Below are 19,156 nucleotides of genomic sequence, written 5' to 3'. Positions count from 1 at the left end.
CGTTCGCCCAAAGCCGGAGGGGATTGTTCCGCCGACAGGCGGTCCGCCTTGACGGAATAGTCAGCGACGGTCGTTCAGCGTTGCATCGAGAAAGACCGTGGCCTTTGCCCAGGAAAGACGATCCAGAAGCGGATCGTAGGCGGCGCCGACTATATTCAACTCAGCCACATCCGGCACGGTGAAGGAATGATAACCCTGGCCATAGGTCGTGACCTGCCAGTCAGCCTCGGCCGCAGTCATTTCTTCCTGAAAGCGCCTGACGTCGTCCGCCGGAACAAACGGATCCTTCGCGCCGGTAATGACCAGCATCTGCGCCTTGACCATGCCCGGTGTCGCGGGTCTGGCGGTACGTAGAAGGCCGTGAAAACTAACCACTGATCGCACATCGGCACCGCTGCGCGCCAATTCCAGCACGCACTGGCCGCCAAAACAGTAGCCGATCGCCGAAATGCGCCCTGCATCGACTTCGGGCAGCGCCCGCAACACATCATATCCGGCAAGAATGCGTCCGCGCAGAAGGTCGGGCTGCTCCTGAAACTGCTGAAAGAGCGGCATATAGTCCAAGTCTGGACCTGCGGCGCCCAGTCCGTAGACGTCCGTAGCCAGCGCAATGAACCCAAGCTGGGCCAGGTCCAGCGCCCGCTGGCCCATCAGCCTGTCGGGGCCAAGCGCGGAATGCATCACCAGCACGGCGGGATGGGGGCCCGGTCCATCCGGCCGCGCGATGCGACCGGACAGCTTCAGCCCGTCATGAGCGTAATCGAATGGCTCAAGCACGCTCATCCCGGCCCCTTTCCTCAGACGCTTACTGCCACCTCTGCTATAAGGTCCAGAACCGTCTCTGCATGTTCTTTCCGACAGATCAGCAGGTCGGGCAGATATACGTCCTGCTGATTATACACGAGCGGGCTGCCGTCGATGCGCGAGCAGTGCAGGCCATGCGCCTGCGCTACCGCGACAGGGGCCATGCTGTCCCATTCATATTGACCGCCGGAATGGAGGTAGATGTCCGCCTGGCCCAGGATCACGGCCATCGCCTTCGCGCCTGCCGAACCCATCGGCACCAGTTCAGCGTCGAGCCGTTCGGCCACCGCCACCGCTTCCTTGGCGGGACGGGTGCGCGACACGACCATGCGCAGCTTTTCGGGCGCTGCCGGGAGTGGTCGCGGCTGATCGGAACGGAGCACGGTGCCGCCGCCGTTGCCGGTCAGGTCAAGACCCGGCAGCGCGACCGCGCCGAGCACCGCCTCGCCATCCACGGCCATGCCCACATGCACGGCCCAGTCGGACCGCTCTTCGCCATATTCGCGCGTGCCATCGACCGGATCGACGATCCAGACCCGGCTCTTGGCGAGCCGTTCCGGATTATCCTTCTCCTCTTCCGAAAGAAGGCCGTCGTCGGGACGGACCTCGCGCAGCGCGTGGACGAGGAACTGGTTGGCGGTCTGGTCGCCCGCCTTGCCCAGTGCCTTGGGGCTGAACAGCCCCGATTCCCGCACGTTGATCAGGATCCGTCCCGCGACCTCGGCGAGGTGCGCGGCAAGATCGCCATCGCTCATCGCCTCGCTCATGGGATCAGCCTCGCGATGATGAGGTCGGCTGCCTCGTCTGCCGTCAGCGACGTGGTGTCGATGCGGATTTCGGGGTCTTCTGGCGGCTCATAGGGGCTGTCGATGCCGGTGAAGTTCTTCAGCTCACCAGACCGCGCCTTCTTGTAGAGGCCCTTGACGTCGCGCGCCTCGGCCTCGGCCAGCGGGGTGTCGATATGCACCTCGACGAACTCGCCCGGCTGCATCATCTGCCGCACCATTTCGCGCTCCGAACGGAAGGGCGAGATGAAGGCGGTGATGACGATAAGGCCCGCGTCGGTCATCAGCTTCGCGACTTCGCCAACGCGGCGGATGTTCTCCACGCGGTCGGCATCGGTGAAGCCAAGGTCCTTGTTGAGGCCATGCCGCACATTGTCGCCATCAAGCAGGAAGGTGTGGCGGTTCATCCGCGCCAGCTTCTTTTCAACGATATTGGCGATCGTTGATTTGCCCGCCCCCGAAAGGCCGGTGAACCACAGCACCGCAGGCTTCTGGTTCTTGAGGCCCGCATGGAATTCACGGGTGACATCGGTCGCCTGCCAGTGGACATTCTGCGCGCGCCGCAGGGAGAAGTGCAGCATACCCGCCGCCACGGTGGCGTTGGTGATCTTGTCGATCAGGATGAAGCCGCCCAGCGTCCGGTTCTGCTCATAGGGCTCGAACACGATCTGCTTGTCGGTGGACAGGTTCGCAACGCCGATGGCATTGAGGTCAAGCGTCTTGGCCGCCAGATGCTCCATCGTGTTGACGTTCACCTGATATTTGGGCTGCTGCACCGTCGCGGTGACGGTCTGCGTGCCGATCTTCAGCCAATAGGGACGGCCGGGCAGCATTTCCTCGTCCGCCATCCAGACTATGGTCGCTTCGAACTGGTCGGCAGCCTGCGGCGGATTGTCGGCCAGCGCGATGACGTCGCCGCGCGAGCAGTCGATTTCATCAGCGAAGCAGATGGTTACGGACTGGCCCGCCACTGCTTCATCAAGATCGCCATCCAGCGTGACGATGCGGGTGACGGTGCTGGTCTTGCCCGAAGGAAGCACGCGCACGGCGTCGCCCGGCTTCACCGTGCCGGTCGCGATCAGACCGGAAAAGCCACGGAAGTCGAGGTTCGGACGGTTCACCCACTGGACCGGCATGCGGAAAGGCTTTTCCGCGTCGGTCGCGCTGTTGACTTCGACCGTTTCCAGATGGGCCATCAGCGCCGGGCCCTTGTACCAGGGCGTGTTTTCCGACGGGCCGGTGATATTGTCGCCCTTGAACCCGGAAATCGGCATCGGCACGAAATGTTCGATGCCGATCGAGCGCGCGAATTCGGTGTAATCCTTGACGATGCCGTCGAAGACCGCCTGGTCATAATCGACCAGATCCATCTTGTTCACCGCCAGCACGATATTCTTGATGCCGATCAGATGCGCCAGATAGCTGTGGCGCTTGGTCTGCGTCAGTACGCCCTTGCGCGCGTCGATCAGGATCACGGCGAGGTCAGCGGTCGATGCGCCGGTGACCATGTTGCGCGTATATTGCTCATGGCCGGGCGTGTCGGCGACGATGAACTTGCGCTTTTCGGTCGCGAAGAAGCGATAGGCGACGTCGATGGTGATGCCCTGCTCGCGCTCGGCTGCGAGGCCGTCAACGAGCAGAGCGAAGTCGATTTCCTGCCCCTGCGTGCCCACGCGCTTGGAGTCCGCCTCCAGCGCGGCAAGCTGATCCTCGAAGATCATCTTGCTGTCGTAGAGCAGGCGGCCGATCAGCGTGGACTTGCCATCGTCCACCGACCCGCAGGTGATGAAACGCAGCATCGTCTTGTGCTCATGCACCTTCAGATATTCGTCGATATCCTCGGCAATGAGGGCGTCGGTCTTGTAAATGGGTTCGTCGAGAGTGTCGGTCATGTCATCTGTCCCGTCATCCCAGCAAATGCTGGGATCTCGTTGATCTGGGGAAGGTTCTGGCGGGCCTGAGATCCCAGCTTTTGCTGGGATGACGGCTCAGGTCAGAAATACCCTTCCTGCTTCTTCTTCTCCATGCCGGCGCCGCCCGCATCCTTGTCGATGGCGCGGCCCTGACGTTCGGACGTGGTGGTCAGCAGCGTTTCCTGGATGACTTCCGGCAGCGTCTGAGCGCTGCTTTCCACTGCGCCTGTCAGCGGGTAGCAGCCCAGCGTGCGGAAACGGATCGACCGCATCACCGGCGTCTCGCCCGGTTTCAGCGGGAAGCGTTCGTCATCGACCATCAGCAGCATGCCGTCGCGCTCGACCGTGGGGCGTTCCTCGGCGAAATAGAGAGGCACGATCGGCACATTGTTGAGGTGGATATATTGCCAGATGTCCAGCTCGGTCCAGTTGCTGATCGGGAAGATGCGGATGCTCTCGCCCTTGTTCTTCCTGGCATTGTAGAGGTTCCACAATTCCGGGCGCTGGTTCTTAGGATCCCAGCCATGCGACGCGGTACGGAAGGAAAAGATGCGCTCCTTGGCGCGGCTCTTTTCCTCGTCGCGGCGCGCGCCGCCGAAGGCCGCGTCAAAGCCGTAGAGGTCGAGCGCCTGCTTCAGCCCTTCGGTCTTCCACATGTCGGTGTGCAGCGGACCATGGTCGAACGGGTTGATCCCCCGCTCCTTTGCTTCAGGGTTTTGATAGACCAGAAGTTCCATGCCGCTTTCTTGCGCCATGCGGTCGCGCAGGTCGTACATCGCCTTGAACTTCCACGTCGTATCGACATGGAGCAGGGGGAACGGCGGCGGCGAAGGGTAGAATGCCTTGCGAGCGAGATGCAGCATCACGGCGCTGTCCTTGCCCACGGAATACAGCATCACCGGCTTTTCAGCTTCGGCGACAACCTCTCTCAATATATGAATGCTCTCCGCTTCCAGGCGCGCGAGGTGGGTAAGCGTTTTGCTATCAGTCATCATCTTTCCAGCCTTTCGGGAGTTTTCGAATGACAGAAGGCGCGAATCATCAAACCTCCCAAATGGGAGAAAAAGCGACAAGCGTTGTTTGCACTGCTGAAGCCTGTTCTTTCAGGACAGGATTGCGGGACCGTTAGTCGGTCCCGTCGCCATCGCCGGTGGTCAGTTCCGCTTGATAGCCCGCGATGATACGTTCCAGCGTCGGGCGATAATCCCCGAGAAGCTCGGGCAGCAGCACGCGGCGTCCCTCATCGTCGATAGACACATTTTCCAGCGCCTCGCGCCGCATCATGCTGATGGCCGCGCCGATCACGACCTGATTGATCTCGATATAGGCGTTCACGGCAGCCGTTTCGGGAACCCCCCTCGACTCGATCAGGGCAAGTACGGCGCGCGAATAGTCGAACGAATGCTTCTCCGGCTCCTTGCCCATCAGATTGGTGATGAGGTGCGGCAGCGATCGGAACAGGCGGTAGGTGATCGTCGCATGTTCGCGAAGGATGTTCTGCCAGCTTTGTCCTTCGTCCTTGATCAGCGCCTGCCCCACCAGACGCTGCGCCACCAGTTCGAGAAGGTGATCGCGGCCACGCACATAACCATATAGCGTGGCGACGCCGGTGTTCAGCCTTTCCGCCACCAGGCTCATCTCCAGCTTCGCGATGCCCACCTCGCAGGCGGCATCGACGATCGCCTCCAGCGTCAGCCTTCGAGGACGCCCCACCGTTCGTTTCGCCTGTCTTGGCATGCCGCTCTCCTCCTTCGACCCGGGGCGACTTTAGCGCCGCCCGCGATATTGACAACGCATGCTGCCGGAGCAGCTGTCCGGCTGCCTTACCGATAGAAAAAATCGACGCCCTCGTCCCCCCGGTCGGGCGTGTCGGAACGCCACCGGACTGAACCGGTCGGCCGTTCAAGCCTTCTGCGCACCCGCCCTTCGCTGTCGCCCATATGGAATTTGTTCGCGGCGTCCTCCACCTGGCGGTCACCCGTCGTCATGCGATCGCGCTGGCGCAGATAATCGCCCCAGGTTGGACAGTAATAATGTTCCGTCCATAGCTCTGGATCGGCGATGTCGCGCGCCACCGACCAGCCAAACGCGCCGCTGCGCAGCCGGGCGCCGCGCAATTTCTGGATCGCGACGTAGAAGTCCCGGGCCTGATCCGCATCGACCCGGTAGTCGATCTCGATGACCACGGGGCCACTGCGGGGAGTCAACGCCAGCGACACCTTGGGCTGATGCGCCAGCACGCTTTCTTCCAGCCCGTCAGGCAGGGACCGGGCCAAGGGAATGACAAATCCCAACAAGGCACTCAACGCCATGGCTACGCCAGACAGGATCATAGCCTGCCCCGTGCCGAACGCACCGGCGACAGAGCCCCAGCACCACGCACCGATCGCCAGACCGCCAGTCACCGCCGAGCCATAGCAGGCGAGCGCGCGCGCCGTGACCCATCGGGGCGCCGACATCTGCACGGCCACGTTGAACTGCGCGGCCAGCATCATCCATGCCGCGCCCGCAACCAGCAGAGCTGCGCAGGTGATGACTATATGCGTGCTGACGCCGGTCAGGACGATCATGGCGCCGAGCAGGACGGCCATCAGACGGGCGGATTGCTCCGGCCGCAGCTTTTGCCGGACCAGGTCCAGCCCCATGGCGCCAAGAACCGCGCCGACGCCATAGGCGCCGAGCAAAAGCCCATAAGTGCTCGCCGTCCCTTGCAGCAGATCCTTTGCGATCAACGGCGTCAATGCGGATACCGATGCACCCGCGAATGCCGCGACATGGGTGCGGATCAGCACTACCCGGATCGGGGGCGAATGAAATGCATAGCGAACGCCCGACACGATCGCGCGATCGATCCGTTCGGGCGGGAGCCGAGAGGGCTGATGGTCGCGGTTCCACCACAGGAACGCCAGAAACAAGGGCAGGTAGAAGAATGCGTTGGCGGCAAAGGCGGCCATGGCCCCCAGCGCGGCCACCAGGACGCCGCCGACGGCAGGTCCGAAGCTGCGCGCCACATTATAGCTTATCGTGCCCAGCGCGATCGCGGCTGGCAGATGTTCACCCTTTACCTGTTCACCGATGGATGCCTGCCAGGCGGGCGCGTAAAGCGCGACGCCTGTGCCGATCAGAAAGCAGAAAAGCAGCAATATCCAGGGTGTAATAAACCCGGCCCATGTCAGCAGCGTCAGGCCGATCGCCATGACGGAGGCGAAGGCCAGCCCCGTCAGCGCAACCTTGCGCCGGTCGAACATGTCCGCGATCGCCCCCGCGGGCAGGGCAACGAGCATCAGGGGCAGCATGATGGCTGTCTGCACCAGCGCCACCATCTGCGGCGAAGAACTCAGCTTCGTCATCAGCCATGCCGCACCCACGCCCTGGATCAGCTGACCGAAATTGGAAATAAGGCTTGCGATCCAGATCGTGCGGAAGGTCCGCTGGCGCAGCGGTTCCAGCAGGGTGAAGCGTGCAGCCGCAGGCGCGGTTTCGGATACAGCCTGCGCCTCATCACTCATCCACATTTCCTTCTTCTGCTTTCAGGGCCTGTCATGGCCGGGCTTGAGTTAGCAGCTTCCCCATTTCTGTCCATCGCCACGAAGGCGGCAATGCCCGCCTTGCAACGATCCAATGGCCTTGCCACCAAGGCTTCTGCTTCAGTCGCGGCGGAAAACCGGCGGACGCTTTTCGAAGAAGGCGGCGAAGGCTTCCTGCGCTTCGGCTGCGTCAAGCATGTCCGCGAACAGCCGGGCTTCTTCTTCGATACGTTCAAGCAGCACGGCCTGGTCTCCCTTCAGCAGGCGACGAGTCGCGGCGAGAGCCTGGGGCGGCTTGCTCATGAACAGTGCAGCCTTGCCCCGCGCATGGTCGAGCAGGCGTTCGGCAGGCACGATCGCGGTCACCAACCCCACACGATCGGCAGTATCGGCATCCATGGGTTCGCCGAGCAGCAACATCGCTGCTGCCTTGGCATGGCCCAAAGTGGCAGGCGCCAAAAGGCTGGACCCGGCTTCCGGCACGATGCCCAAATTAACGAATGGGGTGATGAAGCGAGCGTCCGGCGCAGCATAAACAAGGTCGCAATGGAACAACATCGTAGTGCCTACCCCGACGGCCAGCCCCTGCACGGCGGCGACAATGGGTTTATCGAAACGGGCGATGGCGCGGATGAACGCGAAGGCGGCCTCTCCACCTTGCGAGCCTTGAGTGAAATCCTTTAGGTCATTGCCCGCGCAGAAGGCGTCGCCCTTGCCCGCGATCAGGACCGCGCCGATCCCGGCCCGCGCAGACGCATCAGCAAGCGCGGCGGTCATGATCCGGTACATGGCGGCAGTCAGCGCGTTTTTCCTTTCCGGACAATCGATGTGGATTTCCAGCACGCCGTCCCGCTCGACAATTTCCACCCCGTCACTCATGACTTTCTCCATCTGCCCTGCTCGACCTAAGCCGTCCAATTGCCTGCCGTCTATCCTTTTCATTCAGGACTGATTACAGCCGCGCGGATGAGCCGACTTCGGGAATTCGCCGACCCATTCCTGCTGTTGTTGATAGCGATGGTCGTGCTGGCGTCTTTCCTGCCAGCGCGAGGCGAGGGCGCGTATATCGTCGGCATCCTTGCCGATGCCGGGATCGTGCTGCTGTTCTTCCTGCATGGCGCGAAGCTGTCGCGCGACGCGATCTGGAGCGGGGCGCGGGCGTGGAAGCTGCATCTGGCGACGCTGGGCACGACCTTTGCGTTGTTCCCGCTGGTTGGCCTTGCGACGCAACAGGTTGAGGCGATCCCGGTCGCGATGCGGGCGGGACTGCTGTTCCTGACGTTGCTGCCTTCAACGGTGCAGTCGTCGATCGCCTTCACCGCGATCGCGCGGGGCAATGTCGCCGCGGCGGTGGTGAGCGCGTCCTTTTCCAACCTGCTAGGCATCATCCTGACGCCGCTGCTGGTCGCGCTGCTGATGCAGAAAGGCGCCGGGGGGACGGGCGGCCTGATTTCCCTTTCGGCGGCGGAGGGCATTGTGCTGCAACTGTTGCTGCCGTTCATCCTTGGCCATCTGGCGCGCCCGTGGATCGGCGGGATCGTCGAACGGCGCCGGGCGATGCTGGGGCGGGTCGATCGCGGGTCGATCCTGCTGATCGTCTATTCAGCATTCAGCGCGGCGGTGGTCGAGGGGCTTTGGCAGAAGGTGTCGCGGGGGGAACTTCTGCTGCTGGCGCTGCTGTCCATCGCGATCCTGGCGGTGGTGCTGCTTTTCACCTGGGGCCTGGCGCGATTGCTGGGTCTCTCGCGGGAGGACGCGGTGGTGCTGCAATTTTGCGGGTCGAAGAAAAGCCTGGCGACCGGCGTGCCGATGGCGGGAGTGCTGTTCCCGGCAAGTGCGGTTGGGCCGATACTTTTGCCGGTGATGCTGTTCCACCAGATTCAGTTGATGGTGTGCGCGATATTGGCGCGGCGTTATGGCAAAGTCGCGAATGAAATAGAGAATTGAAAGCGATTTGCGCGCCCCGCCGGGACTGTTATACAGATGTATAAGTTCGACAGGAAGGGCGCGAGGGGATGGGTGTCGGGGGACGGTTAGACAGGCAGGCTGCAACCTGATGGGCAAAGCGCGCGACGCCATCATCATCGGCGGCGGGCATAACGGGCTGGCCTGCGCATTCTATCTGGCGCGGGCCGGGTACAAGGTGCGCATATTGGAGCGGCGGCCCATCGTCGGCGGCGCGGCGGTGACCGAGGAGTTTCACCCCGGTTTCCGCAATTCGGTGGCAAGCTATACCGTCAGCCTGCTGCACCCCAAGGTGATCGCGGACATGCGGCTGGCCCACCATGGCTATCGCGTGATCGAGCGGCCGATCGCCAATTTCCTGCCCCAGCCCGATGGCCGCTATCTGAAGTTCGGCGGCGGCATGGAAAGGACGCAGGCCGAATTTGCAAAGTTCAGCGCGAAGGATGCCGCCGCCCTGCCCGCCTATCAGGACGCGCTGGAAGTGGTGGCGGACCTGCTGCGCGACATGCTGCTGAAAGCGCCGCCCAATGTTGGCGACGGGCTGTCCATGGTGACGGCGGCGCTTTCCCAGGGGCGGCGGGTCGGGTCATTGTCGCTGGAGCAGAAGCGCGACGTGATGGACCTGTTCCTGAAATCGGCCCGCGCCTTCCTGGATGGCTGGTTCGAGAGCGAGGCGGTGAAGGCCGCCTTCGCCTTTGACGCGATGGTCGGCAACTATGCTTCCCCCGACACGCCGGGCAGCGCCTATGTGCTGCTGCACCATGTCTTTGGCCAGGTGAACGGGAAAAAGGGCGCATGGGGCCATTGCGTCGGCGGCATGGGCGCGATCACGCAAATCATGGCGCGCATCGTCGAAGCCATGGGCGTGGAGATCAGCCTGGACGCGCCCGTTGCGCGCGTGCTGGTCGATGGCGACCGCGCGGTGGGCGTCAGGCTGGAAAGCGGCGAGGAAGTGATGGGCGGCGCGGTCATCGCCAATGTCGGGCCAAAGCTGTTGTATGAGCGGATGATGACGCCCGGCGACCTGCCGCCCGATTTCCTGAAACGCATCCGGGGGTTCAGGGCCGCGTCGGGCAGTTTTCGGATGAATGTCGCACTGTCGGCCCTGCCCGACTTTTCCTGCCTGCCGGGGACGGGCGAGCATCTGGAGGCCGGGATCATCATCGCGCCGACCATGGATTATATGGATCAGGCCTTCATCGATGCGAAGGCGCGGGGATGGTCGCGCGCGCCGATCGTGGAAATGCTGATACCTTCGATCGTCGACGACAGCCTGGCCCCGCCCGGCGCGCATGTGGCGAGCCTGTTCTGTCAGCAGTTCGCGCCCGAATTGCCTGACGGGCGCAGTTGGGACGACGCGCGCGAGGCGGCGGCCGATGATGTGATCGCGACGGTGGACGCCTATGCGCCGGGTTTTGCGCAGTCCGTGATTGCGCGGGACATATTGTCGCCGCTCGACCTGGAGCGGACATTCGGGATGACCGGCGGCGACATCATGCATGGCGCGATGACGCTGGACCAATTGTGGGCCGCACGCCCGGTGCTGGGGCATGGCGCCTATCGCGGGCCGGTGAAGGGACTCTATATGTGTGGCGCGGGTACGCATCCGGGCGGCGGGGTGAGCGGAGCGCCCGGCCATAATGCGGCGCGCGTGGTGTTGAAGGACGGCGCGATGGGCGGGCGGCTTTTTGGCCGGGGATGAGGTGGTTTCAACCGGCCTGAATCGCCCGCGACGACAGACTCGGCAGGGCGGACAGGGGCAATCAGAGGTAAAATCAGGCCAGATATAGCGAATCCGGCCCGAAAATATCGGTTAACGGGCAAAAACCCCCCTAGTTGCGGGCGATGAGACAGGTTAAGACCCGTCGTCCACGAAAGGGAGACGATCGATGAACAATACCGAACTCGCCGAAGCTGTTGCCGCCGAGCATGGCCTGACCAAGGCCGATGCCCGCAAATATGTCGATGGGGTTTTCACCGCCATCGCCAGCGCCGCCGCCAAGGGTGAAGAAGTTTCGTTGAGCGGTTTTGGCAAGTTCAAGGTCAAGGACCAGCCCGCGCGCGAAGGCCGCAATCCGTCGACCGGCGCGACCATCCAGATCGCTGCTTCCAAGAAGCTGACCTTCACGCCTGCCAAGGCGGTCAAGGACCAGCTGAACGGCTGAACGCCGCGCGCGCCTTTCTGAAAGGGGAGTGAGCGCCGCTATGTTACGATTGCATGACATGCAATCGAAGTAGCGATCTAAACAATTGTCAGGAGAGGCCCGCGGGGCCAGAGGCGTCCCTGCCTTTCAGGCATCCTCTCCTAAAAACTCAGCTGGCTGGTCCTTCGGGACCGGCCTTTTTTTTGTCGTACGCCGCGATGTTCATGCGATGATATGACTTGCCGTCGCCGCGATCAGTAGCGCCGCAATGCTTCCCACTGCCAAACCCAATTGAAATGTCGGCGCGACATGTCGCTGATCCATTTCGGCAAGACGAGCATTTGGTGTGAACCGGGACGTCGGCCAAAGATCAGAAACGTCCACGAGAGGGACAGATATGCCAAAGATGCTGTCGGCGAAGGCGATTTACATTTGAATGCAAAGCGCGCAGAAGGCCACCGTCGTTATTTTGCGTGGAGAAGCGTGCCAATGTCTGAAAATTCGCAGCCTGACATCACGACGCTCACTGTTCAGCTGTTGAGCGCGTTTGTCTCCAACAACTCGGTTCCCAGCGAAACGCTGGCCGACCTGATCCGTACAACGCGCGCCGCGTTGACTGATGATCTGTCGAGCGATGCTGGCGAAGCACAGGCCGCGACTTACACGCCCGCAGTTTCCGTGCGCAAAAGCCTGTCGTCGCCCGAACATATTTTGAGCATGATCGACGGCAAGCCGTACAAGACGCTGAAACGGCATCTGGCGACCCACGGCCTGTCGCCGGACGACTATCGCCAGCGCTATAACCTGCCCAAATCCTATCCGCTGGTCGCGCCGAGCTATTCCGAGGCCCGCCGCGCCGTCGCCACGCGCCTTGGCCTTGGCCGCAAGCCCGTCCCCGCGGCTGCGGCTGGCGCAGAGAAGGCGGCCGACGCCACGGTAAAGGCGCCCAAGGCCGCAGCGGCGGCAAGCGGAGCGAAAGCCCCTGCGGCCAAGGCCAAGGCAGCAAAGCCGGCCAAGGCGCCTGCCAAGCCCGCAGCGAAGGCTCCGGCACAGGCTCCGGCAAAGTCGGTCGAAGCGCCCAAGGCGGCAAAAGCGGTCAAGGCCGAAAAAGCGGCCCGCAAGCCGCGCGCCAAGGCCGCCCCGGCCCCGGCGGAAACCGTCGGCTGATCGTTATTTCCTGAAAGATGCAAGACGAGCCATTGCCCACAAGGCGATGGCTCGTTTGCCTTGATAGCCACTGAGCCGCCTTTCCGGTCGTGCCTGCCGTGACATGATCGATGTGTTGAAGGCGAAGCGGGCGCTGACGATGCAGCCGCGCCGCGCGTCATGCGGCATCATGCCGACCATTGGCCTGAGAGGCGCGCGCCCCATTAGCCGCTGACGAATGATCTGGCGCATGGCTTGTGACCGGCCGTGCCGCTCCTGAACGGCGCTTTGACGCTAACGAAGGAACGGCGGGATGTGGGGGCGCAGCGCCCCGTTCAAAGACCGAGTTCGCCCTGGCGCGGCTGTGGCTTTGGCGCGGGCGGCAAGCCCATTGGTTGCGGCGCGACGGGCGCGATCAGGATGCGGGCAAGGCCGGTCAGCGTGTAGACCGCCTGCCGCTGCGCCCCGCGATTATGATGATCGACCCGGTAGCCCTGATAATGGCGGCGCAGGAGGCCAGCGGCGACCATTTCCGATACGGCGCGGCTGAGATTGGTCTTGCCGGACGCGCGCACGCGCAGCTTCACTTGTTCTTCGACCGCAGCGCTGGCGGCGTCAGGATCGGCGGGCAACATGCCCTGCCCCGCCAGCTCCGCACGGACCCGCTCGGCAAGGGCAAGGCGGCGCGGATCGCGCCCGCCCATCGGTGTCAACGCATCGCAAAGCCAGTCGCGCAGCGGCTCCAGCGCGCCGCCCCTGGCTATGAAGGGTCCGGCGCTGCCGTCCGGCCGCGCCACTTCTGCAATCAGCGTGAGCAGCATGAACGCATAGCGCGGCCGTGTGCTGGCATGGGCAAGCCGGTCCAGCAGGGCGGAAAGGTCTCCGCTGCCAGCAGAGCGAGGCTTGATCGAACCGTGAAACATAACGGGGATGAATCAAGCACAGGTGGAGGCCAATGTGAATCCCCTGATCATGCCGCCGGTCGCTTTTGTCACCAATGACACTTTGCCGGAGGGTAAAGTGTCATTGCCGGCACTTTGGAATGTGGTGGCGAAAGGGACGGTGAAAACGGGTCCGGCGGGTAATGGGACAGGCAAAAAGAAAGCCCGCTGCGCGGGGCAGCGGGCTTTCCCTGTTCAGTGCGAAAGAGTGCGGATCAGTGCAGGCCGCTGCCGCCGCTCAGTTCCTTGGCGATGGAGCCGACCATGTCCTTGGCGTCGCCGAACAGCATCTGGGTGTTGCTGTTATAATAGATCGGATTGTCGATCCCGGCGAAGCCTGCGTTCATCGAACGCTTGATGATGAACACCGACTTGGCGCGATCCGCTTCGATGATCGGCATGCCCGCAATCGCGCTCTTGGGATCGTCGCGCGCCGACGGGTTGACCGTGTCGTTCGCGCCGATGATCATCGCGACGTCCGCCTGCGGCAGTTCGGGGTTGATGTCGTCCAGGTCGACCAGCTGCTCATAGGGCACATTGGCTTCGGCCAGCAGCACGTTCATGTGGCCGGGCATACGGCCAGCGACCGGGTGGATCGCGAATTTCACGTCCACGCCCTTCTTGGTGAGCGCCTGGTAGAGTTCGCTCACCTTGTGCTGCGCCTGGGCGACGGCCATGCCGTAACCGGGCACGATCACCACGGTACTGGCGTTTTCCAGCTGCATGGCGGCTTCCTCCGCCGAGGCGGAGCGGACGACGCGGTCGTCCTTGCCACCCGCAGCGCCCGCGGCGACGGTGCCGAAACCGCCGAACATGACGTTGGCGAAGCTGCGGTTCATCGCCTTGCACATGATGACCGCCAGGATGAAGCCCGACGCACCGTCAAGCGCGCCCGCCACGATCAGCAGCTTGTTGCCAAGCGCAAAGCCCATGGCGCTGGCCGCAAGACCGGCATAGCTGTTCAAGAGCGCGATGACGGTCGGCATGTCCGCGCCGCCGATCGGGATGACCAGCAGGATGCCGAACAGCAGGGCGAGAGCGGCAAAGACCGGGAACAGCCAGGTCTGGGTCGGATCCAGCGCAAGCACGATCGCCACGACGACCGCGCCAAGCGCGACAGCGCCGTTGACGATGCGCTGGCCGGGGAAGGACACCGGACGGCTGCCCATCAATTCCTGCAACTTGGCGAAGGCGATGACCGACGCGGTGCAGGTCAGGAAGCCCAGCGCCATTTCGAACATCAGCGCCCACATGACGAAGCTGCCTGCATATTCGGCATGGGCATGCTTGTAATATTCGGCGGCGCCGATCAGGCCGACGGCGAGCGCGCCGAACGCGTGGGAGATGGCGGTACGCTGCGGAATAGCCGTCATCGGCATCAGCAACGCCATCGGAATGCCGACCGCCGTACCGGCAATCATGGCGAGGATGATCAGGTTGTAATCGACCACCTCATGGTGAACGAGCGCGCCGATGATCGCGATGGCCATGCCGAGCTCGCCCGCGCGCACGCCGCGCCGGGCAGTCGAAGGATGGCTCATCCACATCAGCGACAGGATGAACAGGGACGAGGCGGCAATTGCCGCGAAAGGAACGAAGGCGTCCATCGGTTACTTCCCCCGCGGCTTGAACATCTTGAGCATGCGGTCCGTGATCATGAACCCGCTGACCAGGTTCACCGTCGCACAGAACACCGCGATGGCGCCAAGCGTCTTGGCAAGCGGCGTCGCGCCTTCTTCACCCGTGACCGCGATCGCCCCGACAATGACAACCGCCGCGATCGCATTGGTCAGCGACATCAGCGGCGAGTGCAACAGCGGCGACACCTTCTTGATCAGCTGAAAACCGACGAAAGCCGCCAATATGAAGACGAACAGATAATCTGCGTTAAGAGCGTTCACTTGCTATATCCCCTGTCCAGAAGCCGCAATCCGGTCGAGACTTTGGCGGTCTTCCCATTTCCGCCGGTCCGGGGCCGATTGCCCCTGCCATGATCGATGGCTTCCATAAAACCCCTCCACATATTCTTGGGCGGTGCCATATTGATCCGATCGACCGCAGGCAAGCCGGTCGCACCCAAATATCACGCCGCCGATTCGCACAATGAATTTATTCCGCCCATGCGAATAGCCCTGCTATACCCCACGCCTCACCCGATCTATGCGTAGCAGGCGTTCCCGGTCGCAACGAAAATGCCCGCAAAGCTACCGGATCAACGCAAAGCTGAATCTATCATTTAGACGATATGATGGCCTGCCCGTCCTGCTTGAGGATCAAGGGCAAGCCCGCCGCGACGAACAGAACCCGGTCGCAGACGTTCGCCATATGCTGGTTGAGCAAGCCCGATTCGTCCCGGAACCGGCGAGCCAGCGCGTTTTCGGGGACGATGGAAAGGCCGACTTCATTACTGACGAACAGGATGGGCGGGCCGCAATCCGCGACGGCGGCGGTGAGCGCGCGGGTCCAGCCCGCAATATCCTCTTCCGCCAGCAGCAGATTGGATAGCCAGAGGGTGAGGCAATCGACCAGGATCGCCCCCGACCCATGCGCGCCAGCGATGGTGGCCGGCAGGTCGATGGGCGCTTCCACCGTATGCCAGCGGGCGCTGCGGCGGGCGCGGTGATGGCTGATCCTGTCACTCATTTCCACATCGAACGCCTGGGCCGTGGCGATGTAGGTGAGCGCGCCCGGTATCGCTTCACATTGCGTTTCCGCAAGGCGGCTTTTGCCCGAACGGGCGCCGCCCAGCACCAGAAGCCTGCGAAATGCGGTCATCAACCGATACCTCCGATCATCGCGGCCGCCAGCCAGAGCAGGAGGCAGGCGCGAACATAAAGCGCGAGCGCGGCGCTGGTCGCGGCGGGTGTCGCTTCCCCGCCGTCGCCCCCGATCCATGCCTTGTCATGGCGAACGCCATCATATTGAACCGGCCCGGCAAGGCGGACGCCCAGCGCGCCCGCCATCGCCGCCTCTGGCCACCCGGCATTGGGCGAGGCGTGAAGAGCATGATCGCGGCGAAGGACGCGCCAGCCCCCGGTCCCGCAACGCAAAGGAGGATGGCAGACAGGCGCGCCGGGGCGAGGTTCAGGAGATCGTCGAAACGCGCGGCGGCCCACCCAAAGGCGGCGAACGGTTCTTCCCGATGACCTATCATGCTGTCGGCGGTGTTCACGGCCTTGTAGGCCCAGATGCCGGGAAGGCCGCCGACGACCAGCCAGAAGAGCGGCGCTACGACGCCGTCGCAAAAACTTTCGGCGAGGCTTTCGATGGCCGCGCGGGCGACGCCAGCCTCGTCAAGCGACGCGGTGTCGCGGCCGACGATATGCCCGACCGCCTGCCGCGCCGTTGGAAGATCGCCGGTCTTGAGCGCCTTCACCACTGGCAGGACATGATCGAACAGGCTGCGTTGGGCAAGCGCGGGCCAGGCGGCGAGCGCGATCCCTGCCCAGGCCCATGCGCCCATCAGGCGGTGGAGCGCCGATTGGATGAGCCACCCGCCAAGGGTTGCGGCCAGCAACAGGATCAGGAGCGTGGCGACGCCGCCCATCCGCCTGCGCCCGTCGCCAAGGCCGCGCCGGTTCCAGCGGCGTTCGCAGGCGGCGATGATCCGCGCAAAAGCGCCAACCGGATGGCCGATGCGGGCATAGAGCCAGGCCGGCCAGCCAAGCGCCGCGTCAAGGATAAGGGCGAGCAGTTCAACCAAGCGCCTTGTCCAGCCGGGCCATGGCGGCATCGTCCGCAGGCAGGCCCAGGCGCAGCCAGTGCGGTTGATGGTCGAACGGGCGGGTCAGGATAGCGTGGCGCGCCAGGCGGTCGAACAACGCAGCGGCGGCGGGCGTTTCCACCAGGCGGAACAACGGGCAATCGCCGCGCGGGACGAGGCCGTGACGGGAAAGAATCCGGTCGAGATGGACGGCGCGGTCGCGCAGGTCCGCGATGGTCCAGTTGATCCAGTGCCGGTCGCGATAGGCGGCGCGTCCAAAGTCGATGGCTGCCGCCGACAAGGGCCAGTCCCCCAGCATGTCCCGGCAAGCGGCGATGATCGAGGGTGGCCCGACAAGGAAGCCGAGGCGGACGCCCGCAAGGCCGAAGAACTTGCCGAAGGAACGCAACAGGATGAGCCGCCTGCCCTGCCCCGCCTCACCAGCGATGCTGGAGCCGGGGACGCTGTCGGCAAAGGCTTCATCGACGATCAGCCAGCCGTCGCCTCGTTCCTGCCGGGCGAGCAGCGCTAGCATGTAGGCTGGCGCGAACAGGCGGCCATCGGGATTGTTGGGATTGGCGAGCAGCAATGCCGTGCCCGGCGGCGCTTGTTCCGGCGCATCCAGCGGCAGGGAGCCGGGGAAAGCGGCGGCATGGGTGCGGTAGGAGGGGACGAGATGACAGCCGGGCCGGTCGAGCAGCTTGCCAAGCATCCGAAGGCCGATCTCGCTGCCGGGAAGCGCGCACACATGGGCGGGGGCGACGCCGAAATGACTGGCGGCGGCAGTTTCCATGTCGGCGAGCGCTGCGGGATCGGGGAGGGATTGCCAATCCGGCGTGACATGGGCAGCGCCGGGCCAGGGCCGCGGGTTTATGCCGGTGGACAGGTCGATCCAGGGCGCACCGTCCGCGCCATAATGATCGCGGGCCTGCGCAAGGCACCCTCCATGCCAGTGGAACATATCGCTCATCGCGCCAGCACCAGCGCGGCAAGCAGCGCGCTTTCCACCAATTCGATGCCCGCGCCATGGCCGTCGCCCGAAACGCCGCCTATCCGGCTGCGCAACCACCATGCCCAGAACGGGATCAGCAGCGCGGCGGACGCAAGGGCGGGGAGCATGACGCATGACGCAAGGGCGAGCGCGGACCATGCGATAAGATGCGCGCGCTTGATCCCTTGGCGGAAGCGGCTGGCCAGCCCGTCATGCAGCGACGGCAGCCACAGCGTCCAGGCGAGCGGGCCGATCCGCGCGATCAGGGCGAGCGGGACAAGGCCCCATGGGGCAAGCTGCTCCGCATAGAGGCGCAGCAGAACCAATTTCGTCAGCAACTGGAGCATGATCGCGACCACGCCGAAGCTGCCGATATGGGGATCGGCCAGCACGGCGGACAGGCGCGCGCGGTCGCCATGCGCCGCGCCTGCGCCATCGGCAATGTCGCCAAGCCCGTCGAGATGCAGCGCGCCTGTCATCGCCACCCATGCCAGCAGGGCAAGCAGCGCCGCCACCCATGGGCCAGCGCGCATGCCGAGCATCATCGCCATCGCCGCTGCCCCGCCCACCGCTATCCCGGCGGCGGGGAACCAGCGGATGGAGGCGGCAAAGTCGCTGTCGTCCGCCTTGACGGATGGCAGCGGCAGGCTGGTCATCAATTGCAGGGCGAGGATCAGCCGCTTCATGTCGTCAACGCCGTGATTTGCGCAGTCGGGGTTTCACCCGGCCAGACGCGCAAGGACAGCAGAGCGGCATAAGGCAGGTCGATGGCCCACGCCTGGCGATAGGAAAAGCCGCAGAGCAGTGACAGCGCCGCACGCATTGATCCGGCATGGCCCAGCACCAGGGTTGGCCGGTCGATATGGACGAGCGCGCTCTGGACACGGAGGCGCAGGTCGGACCAGCGTTCTCCATCCGGTGGAGGATTGTCGTCGGGGGCGTCCCAGAAGCGGGCCGTCTCAACAGCGGGAAGGGTTGAAGGGTCCGCTCCCTCCCACGCGCCGAAATGCAGTTCGCGCCAGCGGGGGTCGGCATGGTGGGGCACGCGGGCGGCGGCCGCGATCCGCTCGGCGGGAATGGCGGCGCGCAGAAGATCGGAGCTGAAGACCTGCGCGAAGTCGATGGCGCGTGCGCGTTCGACACATAATGGCACGGCGTCAGGATGGGGCGGCATGTCCAGCTGACCAAGCAGCAGGCCCGTCGTCTGCGGCGCGGCGTGGCGCATCAGGTGAAGCAT

General features: G+C 63.9%; 18 protein-coding genes and 1 pseudogene. 4 read left to right on the top strand and 15 right to left on the bottom strand.

The annotated features are described in order from the left end of the window. Positions 1-60: 60 nt before the first annotated feature. From B6S01_RS16975 to B6S01_RS16945, 7 genes are all read right to left on the bottom strand, one after another. Entirely contained in the window at positions 61-783 is a 723-nt protein-coding gene (locus B6S01_RS16975; protein ID WP_051908072.1) for a dienelactone hydrolase family protein, read from the bottom strand. 14 nt (positions 784-797) lie between these two features. After that, positions 798-1,571, bottom strand: coding sequence for a 3'(2'),5'-bisphosphate nucleotidase CysQ (locus B6S01_RS16970; RefSeq protein WP_037463544.1), 774 nt, complete (start codon positions 1,569-1,571; stop codon positions 798-800). Then, positions 1,568-3,481 (bottom strand): sulfate adenylyltransferase subunit CysN, encoded by a 1,914-nt coding sequence (gene cysN, locus B6S01_RS16965; RefSeq protein ID WP_037463541.1) that lies wholly within the window; start codon positions 3,479-3,481, stop codon positions 1,568-1,570. The genes B6S01_RS16970 and cysN overlap by 4 nt, the downstream gene beginning before the upstream one ends. A gap of 101 nt (positions 3,482-3,582) precedes the next feature. Beyond that, the gene (cysD, locus tag B6S01_RS16960; RefSeq protein WP_037463632.1) at positions 3,583-4,494 is read right to left on the bottom strand and encodes a sulfate adenylyltransferase subunit CysD; all 912 of its coding nucleotides are present in this window, start codon (positions 4,492-4,494) and stop codon (positions 3,583-3,585) included. 133 nt (positions 4,495-4,627) lie between these two features. Then, positions 4,628-5,239: a TetR family transcriptional regulator gene (locus tag B6S01_RS16955; protein WP_156103322.1), complete on the bottom strand. Its 612-nt coding sequence runs from the start codon at positions 5,237-5,239 to the stop codon at positions 4,628-4,630. A gap of 86 nt (positions 5,240-5,325) precedes the next feature. After that, positions 5,326-7,011, bottom strand: a complete 1,686-nt coding sequence (locus B6S01_RS16950; protein ID WP_081570578.1) for an MFS transporter — start codon at positions 7,009-7,011, stop codon at positions 5,326-5,328. A gap of 138 nt (positions 7,012-7,149) precedes the next feature. After that, on the bottom strand, positions 7,150-7,908 hold the full coding sequence (locus tag B6S01_RS16945; RefSeq protein ID WP_037463624.1) for an enoyl-CoA hydratase-related protein: 759 nt from the start codon (positions 7,906-7,908) through the stop codon (positions 7,150-7,152). Positions 7,909-7,995: 87 nt separating this feature from the next. Between B6S01_RS16945 and B6S01_RS16940 the strand changes: the two genes are divergently transcribed. The 4 genes from B6S01_RS16940 to B6S01_RS16925 all read left to right on the top strand — a co-directional run bounded on the left by B6S01_RS16940 (position 7,996) and on the right by B6S01_RS16925 (position 12,305). Continuing rightward, positions 7,996-8,976 (top strand): bile acid:sodium symporter family protein, encoded by a 981-nt coding sequence (locus tag B6S01_RS16940; RefSeq protein WP_037463537.1) that lies wholly within the window; start codon positions 7,996-7,998, stop codon positions 8,974-8,976. Between the two features lie 109 nt (positions 8,977-9,085). After that, complete coding sequence (locus B6S01_RS16935; protein ID WP_037463535.1) at positions 9,086-10,696, top strand: phytoene desaturase family protein; 1,611 nt, start codon at positions 9,086-9,088, stop codon at positions 10,694-10,696. Between the two features lie 187 nt (positions 10,697-10,883). After that, positions 10,884-11,159 carry an HU family DNA-binding protein gene (locus tag B6S01_RS16930; protein ID WP_037463533.1) on the top strand — a complete coding sequence of 92 codons (276 nt, stop codon included), beginning with the start codon at positions 10,884-10,886 and terminating at the stop codon, positions 11,157-11,159. A 468-nt stretch (positions 11,160-11,627) separates the two neighbouring features. After that, positions 11,628-12,305, top strand: a complete 678-nt coding sequence (locus B6S01_RS16925; protein WP_037463620.1) for a Ros/MucR family transcriptional regulator — start codon at positions 11,628-11,630, stop codon at positions 12,303-12,305. Positions 12,306-12,619: 314 nt separating this feature from the next. Here B6S01_RS16925 and B6S01_RS16920 read toward each other — a convergent pair whose 3' ends face one another. The 8 genes and pseudogenes from B6S01_RS16920 to B6S01_RS16885 form a co-directional block, all read right to left on the bottom strand. Next, entirely contained in the window at positions 12,620-13,207 is a 588-nt protein-coding gene (locus B6S01_RS16920) for a hypothetical protein (RefSeq protein ID WP_037463531.1), read from the bottom strand. A gap of 233 nt (positions 13,208-13,440) precedes the next feature. Continuing rightward, the gene (locus tag B6S01_RS16915) at positions 13,441-14,832 is read right to left on the bottom strand and encodes an NAD(P)(+) transhydrogenase (Re/Si-specific) subunit beta (RefSeq protein ID WP_037463528.1); all 1,392 of its coding nucleotides are present in this window, start codon (positions 14,830-14,832) and stop codon (positions 13,441-13,443) included. A gap of 3 nt (positions 14,833-14,835) precedes the next feature. Beyond that, on the bottom strand, positions 14,836-15,126 hold the full coding sequence (locus tag B6S01_RS16910) for an NAD(P) transhydrogenase subunit alpha part 2 (protein WP_037463526.1): 291 nt from the start codon (positions 15,124-15,126) through the stop codon (positions 14,836-14,838). Positions 15,127-15,457: 331 nt separating this feature from the next. Further along, positions 15,458-16,000, bottom strand: coding sequence for a bifunctional adenosylcobinamide kinase/adenosylcobinamide-phosphate guanylyltransferase (gene cobU, locus B6S01_RS16905; RefSeq protein WP_037463514.1), 543 nt, complete (start codon positions 15,998-16,000; stop codon positions 15,458-15,460). After that, a pseudogene (gene cbiB, locus B6S01_RS16900) lies at positions 16,000-16,958 on the bottom strand (adenosylcobinamide-phosphate synthase CbiB). Before cbiB ends, cobU begins: the two are co-directional and overlap by 1 nt. Continuing rightward, positions 16,921-17,898, bottom strand: coding sequence for a threonine-phosphate decarboxylase (locus B6S01_RS16895; protein WP_037463511.1), 978 nt, complete (start codon positions 17,896-17,898; stop codon positions 16,921-16,923). The pseudogene cbiB and the gene B6S01_RS16895 overlap by 38 nt, the downstream one beginning before the upstream one ends. Then, complete coding sequence (locus B6S01_RS16890) at positions 17,895-18,605, bottom strand: adenosylcobinamide-GDP ribazoletransferase (RefSeq protein ID WP_037463509.1); 711 nt, start codon at positions 18,603-18,605, stop codon at positions 17,895-17,897. The genes B6S01_RS16895 and B6S01_RS16890 overlap by 4 nt, the downstream gene beginning before the upstream one ends. Continuing rightward, on the bottom strand, positions 18,602-19,156 hold the full coding sequence (locus tag B6S01_RS16885) for a histidine phosphatase family protein (RefSeq protein ID WP_322787680.1): 555 nt from the start codon (positions 19,154-19,156) through the stop codon (positions 18,602-18,604). Before B6S01_RS16885 ends, B6S01_RS16890 begins: the two co-directional genes overlap by 4 nt.

The organism is Sphingobium herbicidovorans (assembly GCF_002080435.1).
Taxonomy (GTDB): Bacteria; Pseudomonadota; Alphaproteobacteria; order Sphingomonadales; family Sphingomonadaceae; genus Sphingobium; species Sphingobium herbicidovorans.
The sequence above is the reverse complement of the archived record's forward strand: the minus strand, read 5'-3'. Positions and strand labels throughout refer to the sequence as shown.

What these genes read in the sequence shown, in the direction of transcription:
- B6S01_RS16940 (WP_037463537.1), top strand. Translation starts at nt 7,996, where the DNA reads ATGAGCCGACTTCGGGAATTCGCCGACCCATTCCTGCTGTTGTTGATA.
- B6S01_RS16975 (WP_051908072.1), bottom strand. Translation starts at nt 783, where the DNA reads ATGAGCGTGCTTGAGCCATTCGATTACGCTCATGACGGGCTGAAGCTG.
- B6S01_RS16950 (WP_081570578.1), bottom strand. Translation starts at nt 7,011, where the DNA reads ATGAGTGATGAGGCGCAGGCTGTATCCGAAACCGCGCCTGCGGCTGCA.
- cysD (WP_037463632.1), bottom strand. Translation starts at nt 4,494, where the DNA reads ATGACTGATAGCAAAACGCTTACCCACCTCGCGCGCCTGGAAGCGGAG.
- B6S01_RS16945 (WP_037463624.1), bottom strand. Translation starts at nt 7,908, where the DNA reads ATGAGTGACGGGGTGGAAATTGTCGAGCGGGACGGCGTGCTGGAAATC.
- B6S01_RS16885 (WP_322787680.1), bottom strand. Translation starts at nt 19,156, where the DNA reads ATGCTTCACCTGATGCGCCACGCCGCGCCGCAGACGACGGGCCTGCTG.
- B6S01_RS16920 (WP_037463531.1), bottom strand. Translation starts at nt 13,207, where the DNA reads ATGTTTCACGGTTCGATCAAGCCTCGCTCTGCTGGCAGCGGAGACCTT.
- B6S01_RS16955 (WP_156103322.1), bottom strand. Translation starts at nt 5,239, where the DNA reads ATGCCAAGACAGGCGAAACGAACGGTGGGGCGTCCTCGAAGGCTGACG.
- B6S01_RS16895 (WP_037463511.1), bottom strand. Translation starts at nt 17,898, where the DNA reads ATGAGCGATATGTTCCACTGGCATGGAGGGTGCCTTGCGCAGGCCCGC.
- B6S01_RS16930 (WP_037463533.1), top strand. Translation starts at nt 10,884, where the DNA reads ATGAACAATACCGAACTCGCCGAAGCTGTTGCCGCCGAGCATGGCCTG.
- cobU (WP_037463514.1), bottom strand. Translation starts at nt 16,000, where the DNA reads ATGACCGCATTTCGCAGGCTTCTGGTGCTGGGCGGCGCCCGTTCGGGC.
- B6S01_RS16935 (WP_037463535.1), top strand. Translation starts at nt 9,086, where the DNA reads ATGGGCAAAGCGCGCGACGCCATCATCATCGGCGGCGGGCATAACGGG.
- B6S01_RS16925 (WP_037463620.1), top strand. Translation starts at nt 11,628, where the DNA reads ATGTCTGAAAATTCGCAGCCTGACATCACGACGCTCACTGTTCAGCTG.
- cysN (WP_037463541.1), bottom strand. Translation starts at nt 3,481, where the DNA reads ATGACCGACACTCTCGACGAACCCATTTACAAGACCGACGCCCTCATT.
- B6S01_RS16890 (WP_037463509.1), bottom strand. Translation starts at nt 18,605, where the DNA reads ATGAAGCGGCTGATCCTCGCCCTGCAATTGATGACCAGCCTGCCGCTG.
- B6S01_RS16915 (WP_037463528.1), bottom strand. Translation starts at nt 14,832, where the DNA reads ATGGACGCCTTCGTTCCTTTCGCGGCAATTGCCGCCTCGTCCCTGTTC.
- B6S01_RS16970 (WP_037463544.1), bottom strand. Translation starts at nt 1,571, where the DNA reads ATGAGCGAGGCGATGAGCGATGGCGATCTTGCCGCGCACCTCGCCGAG.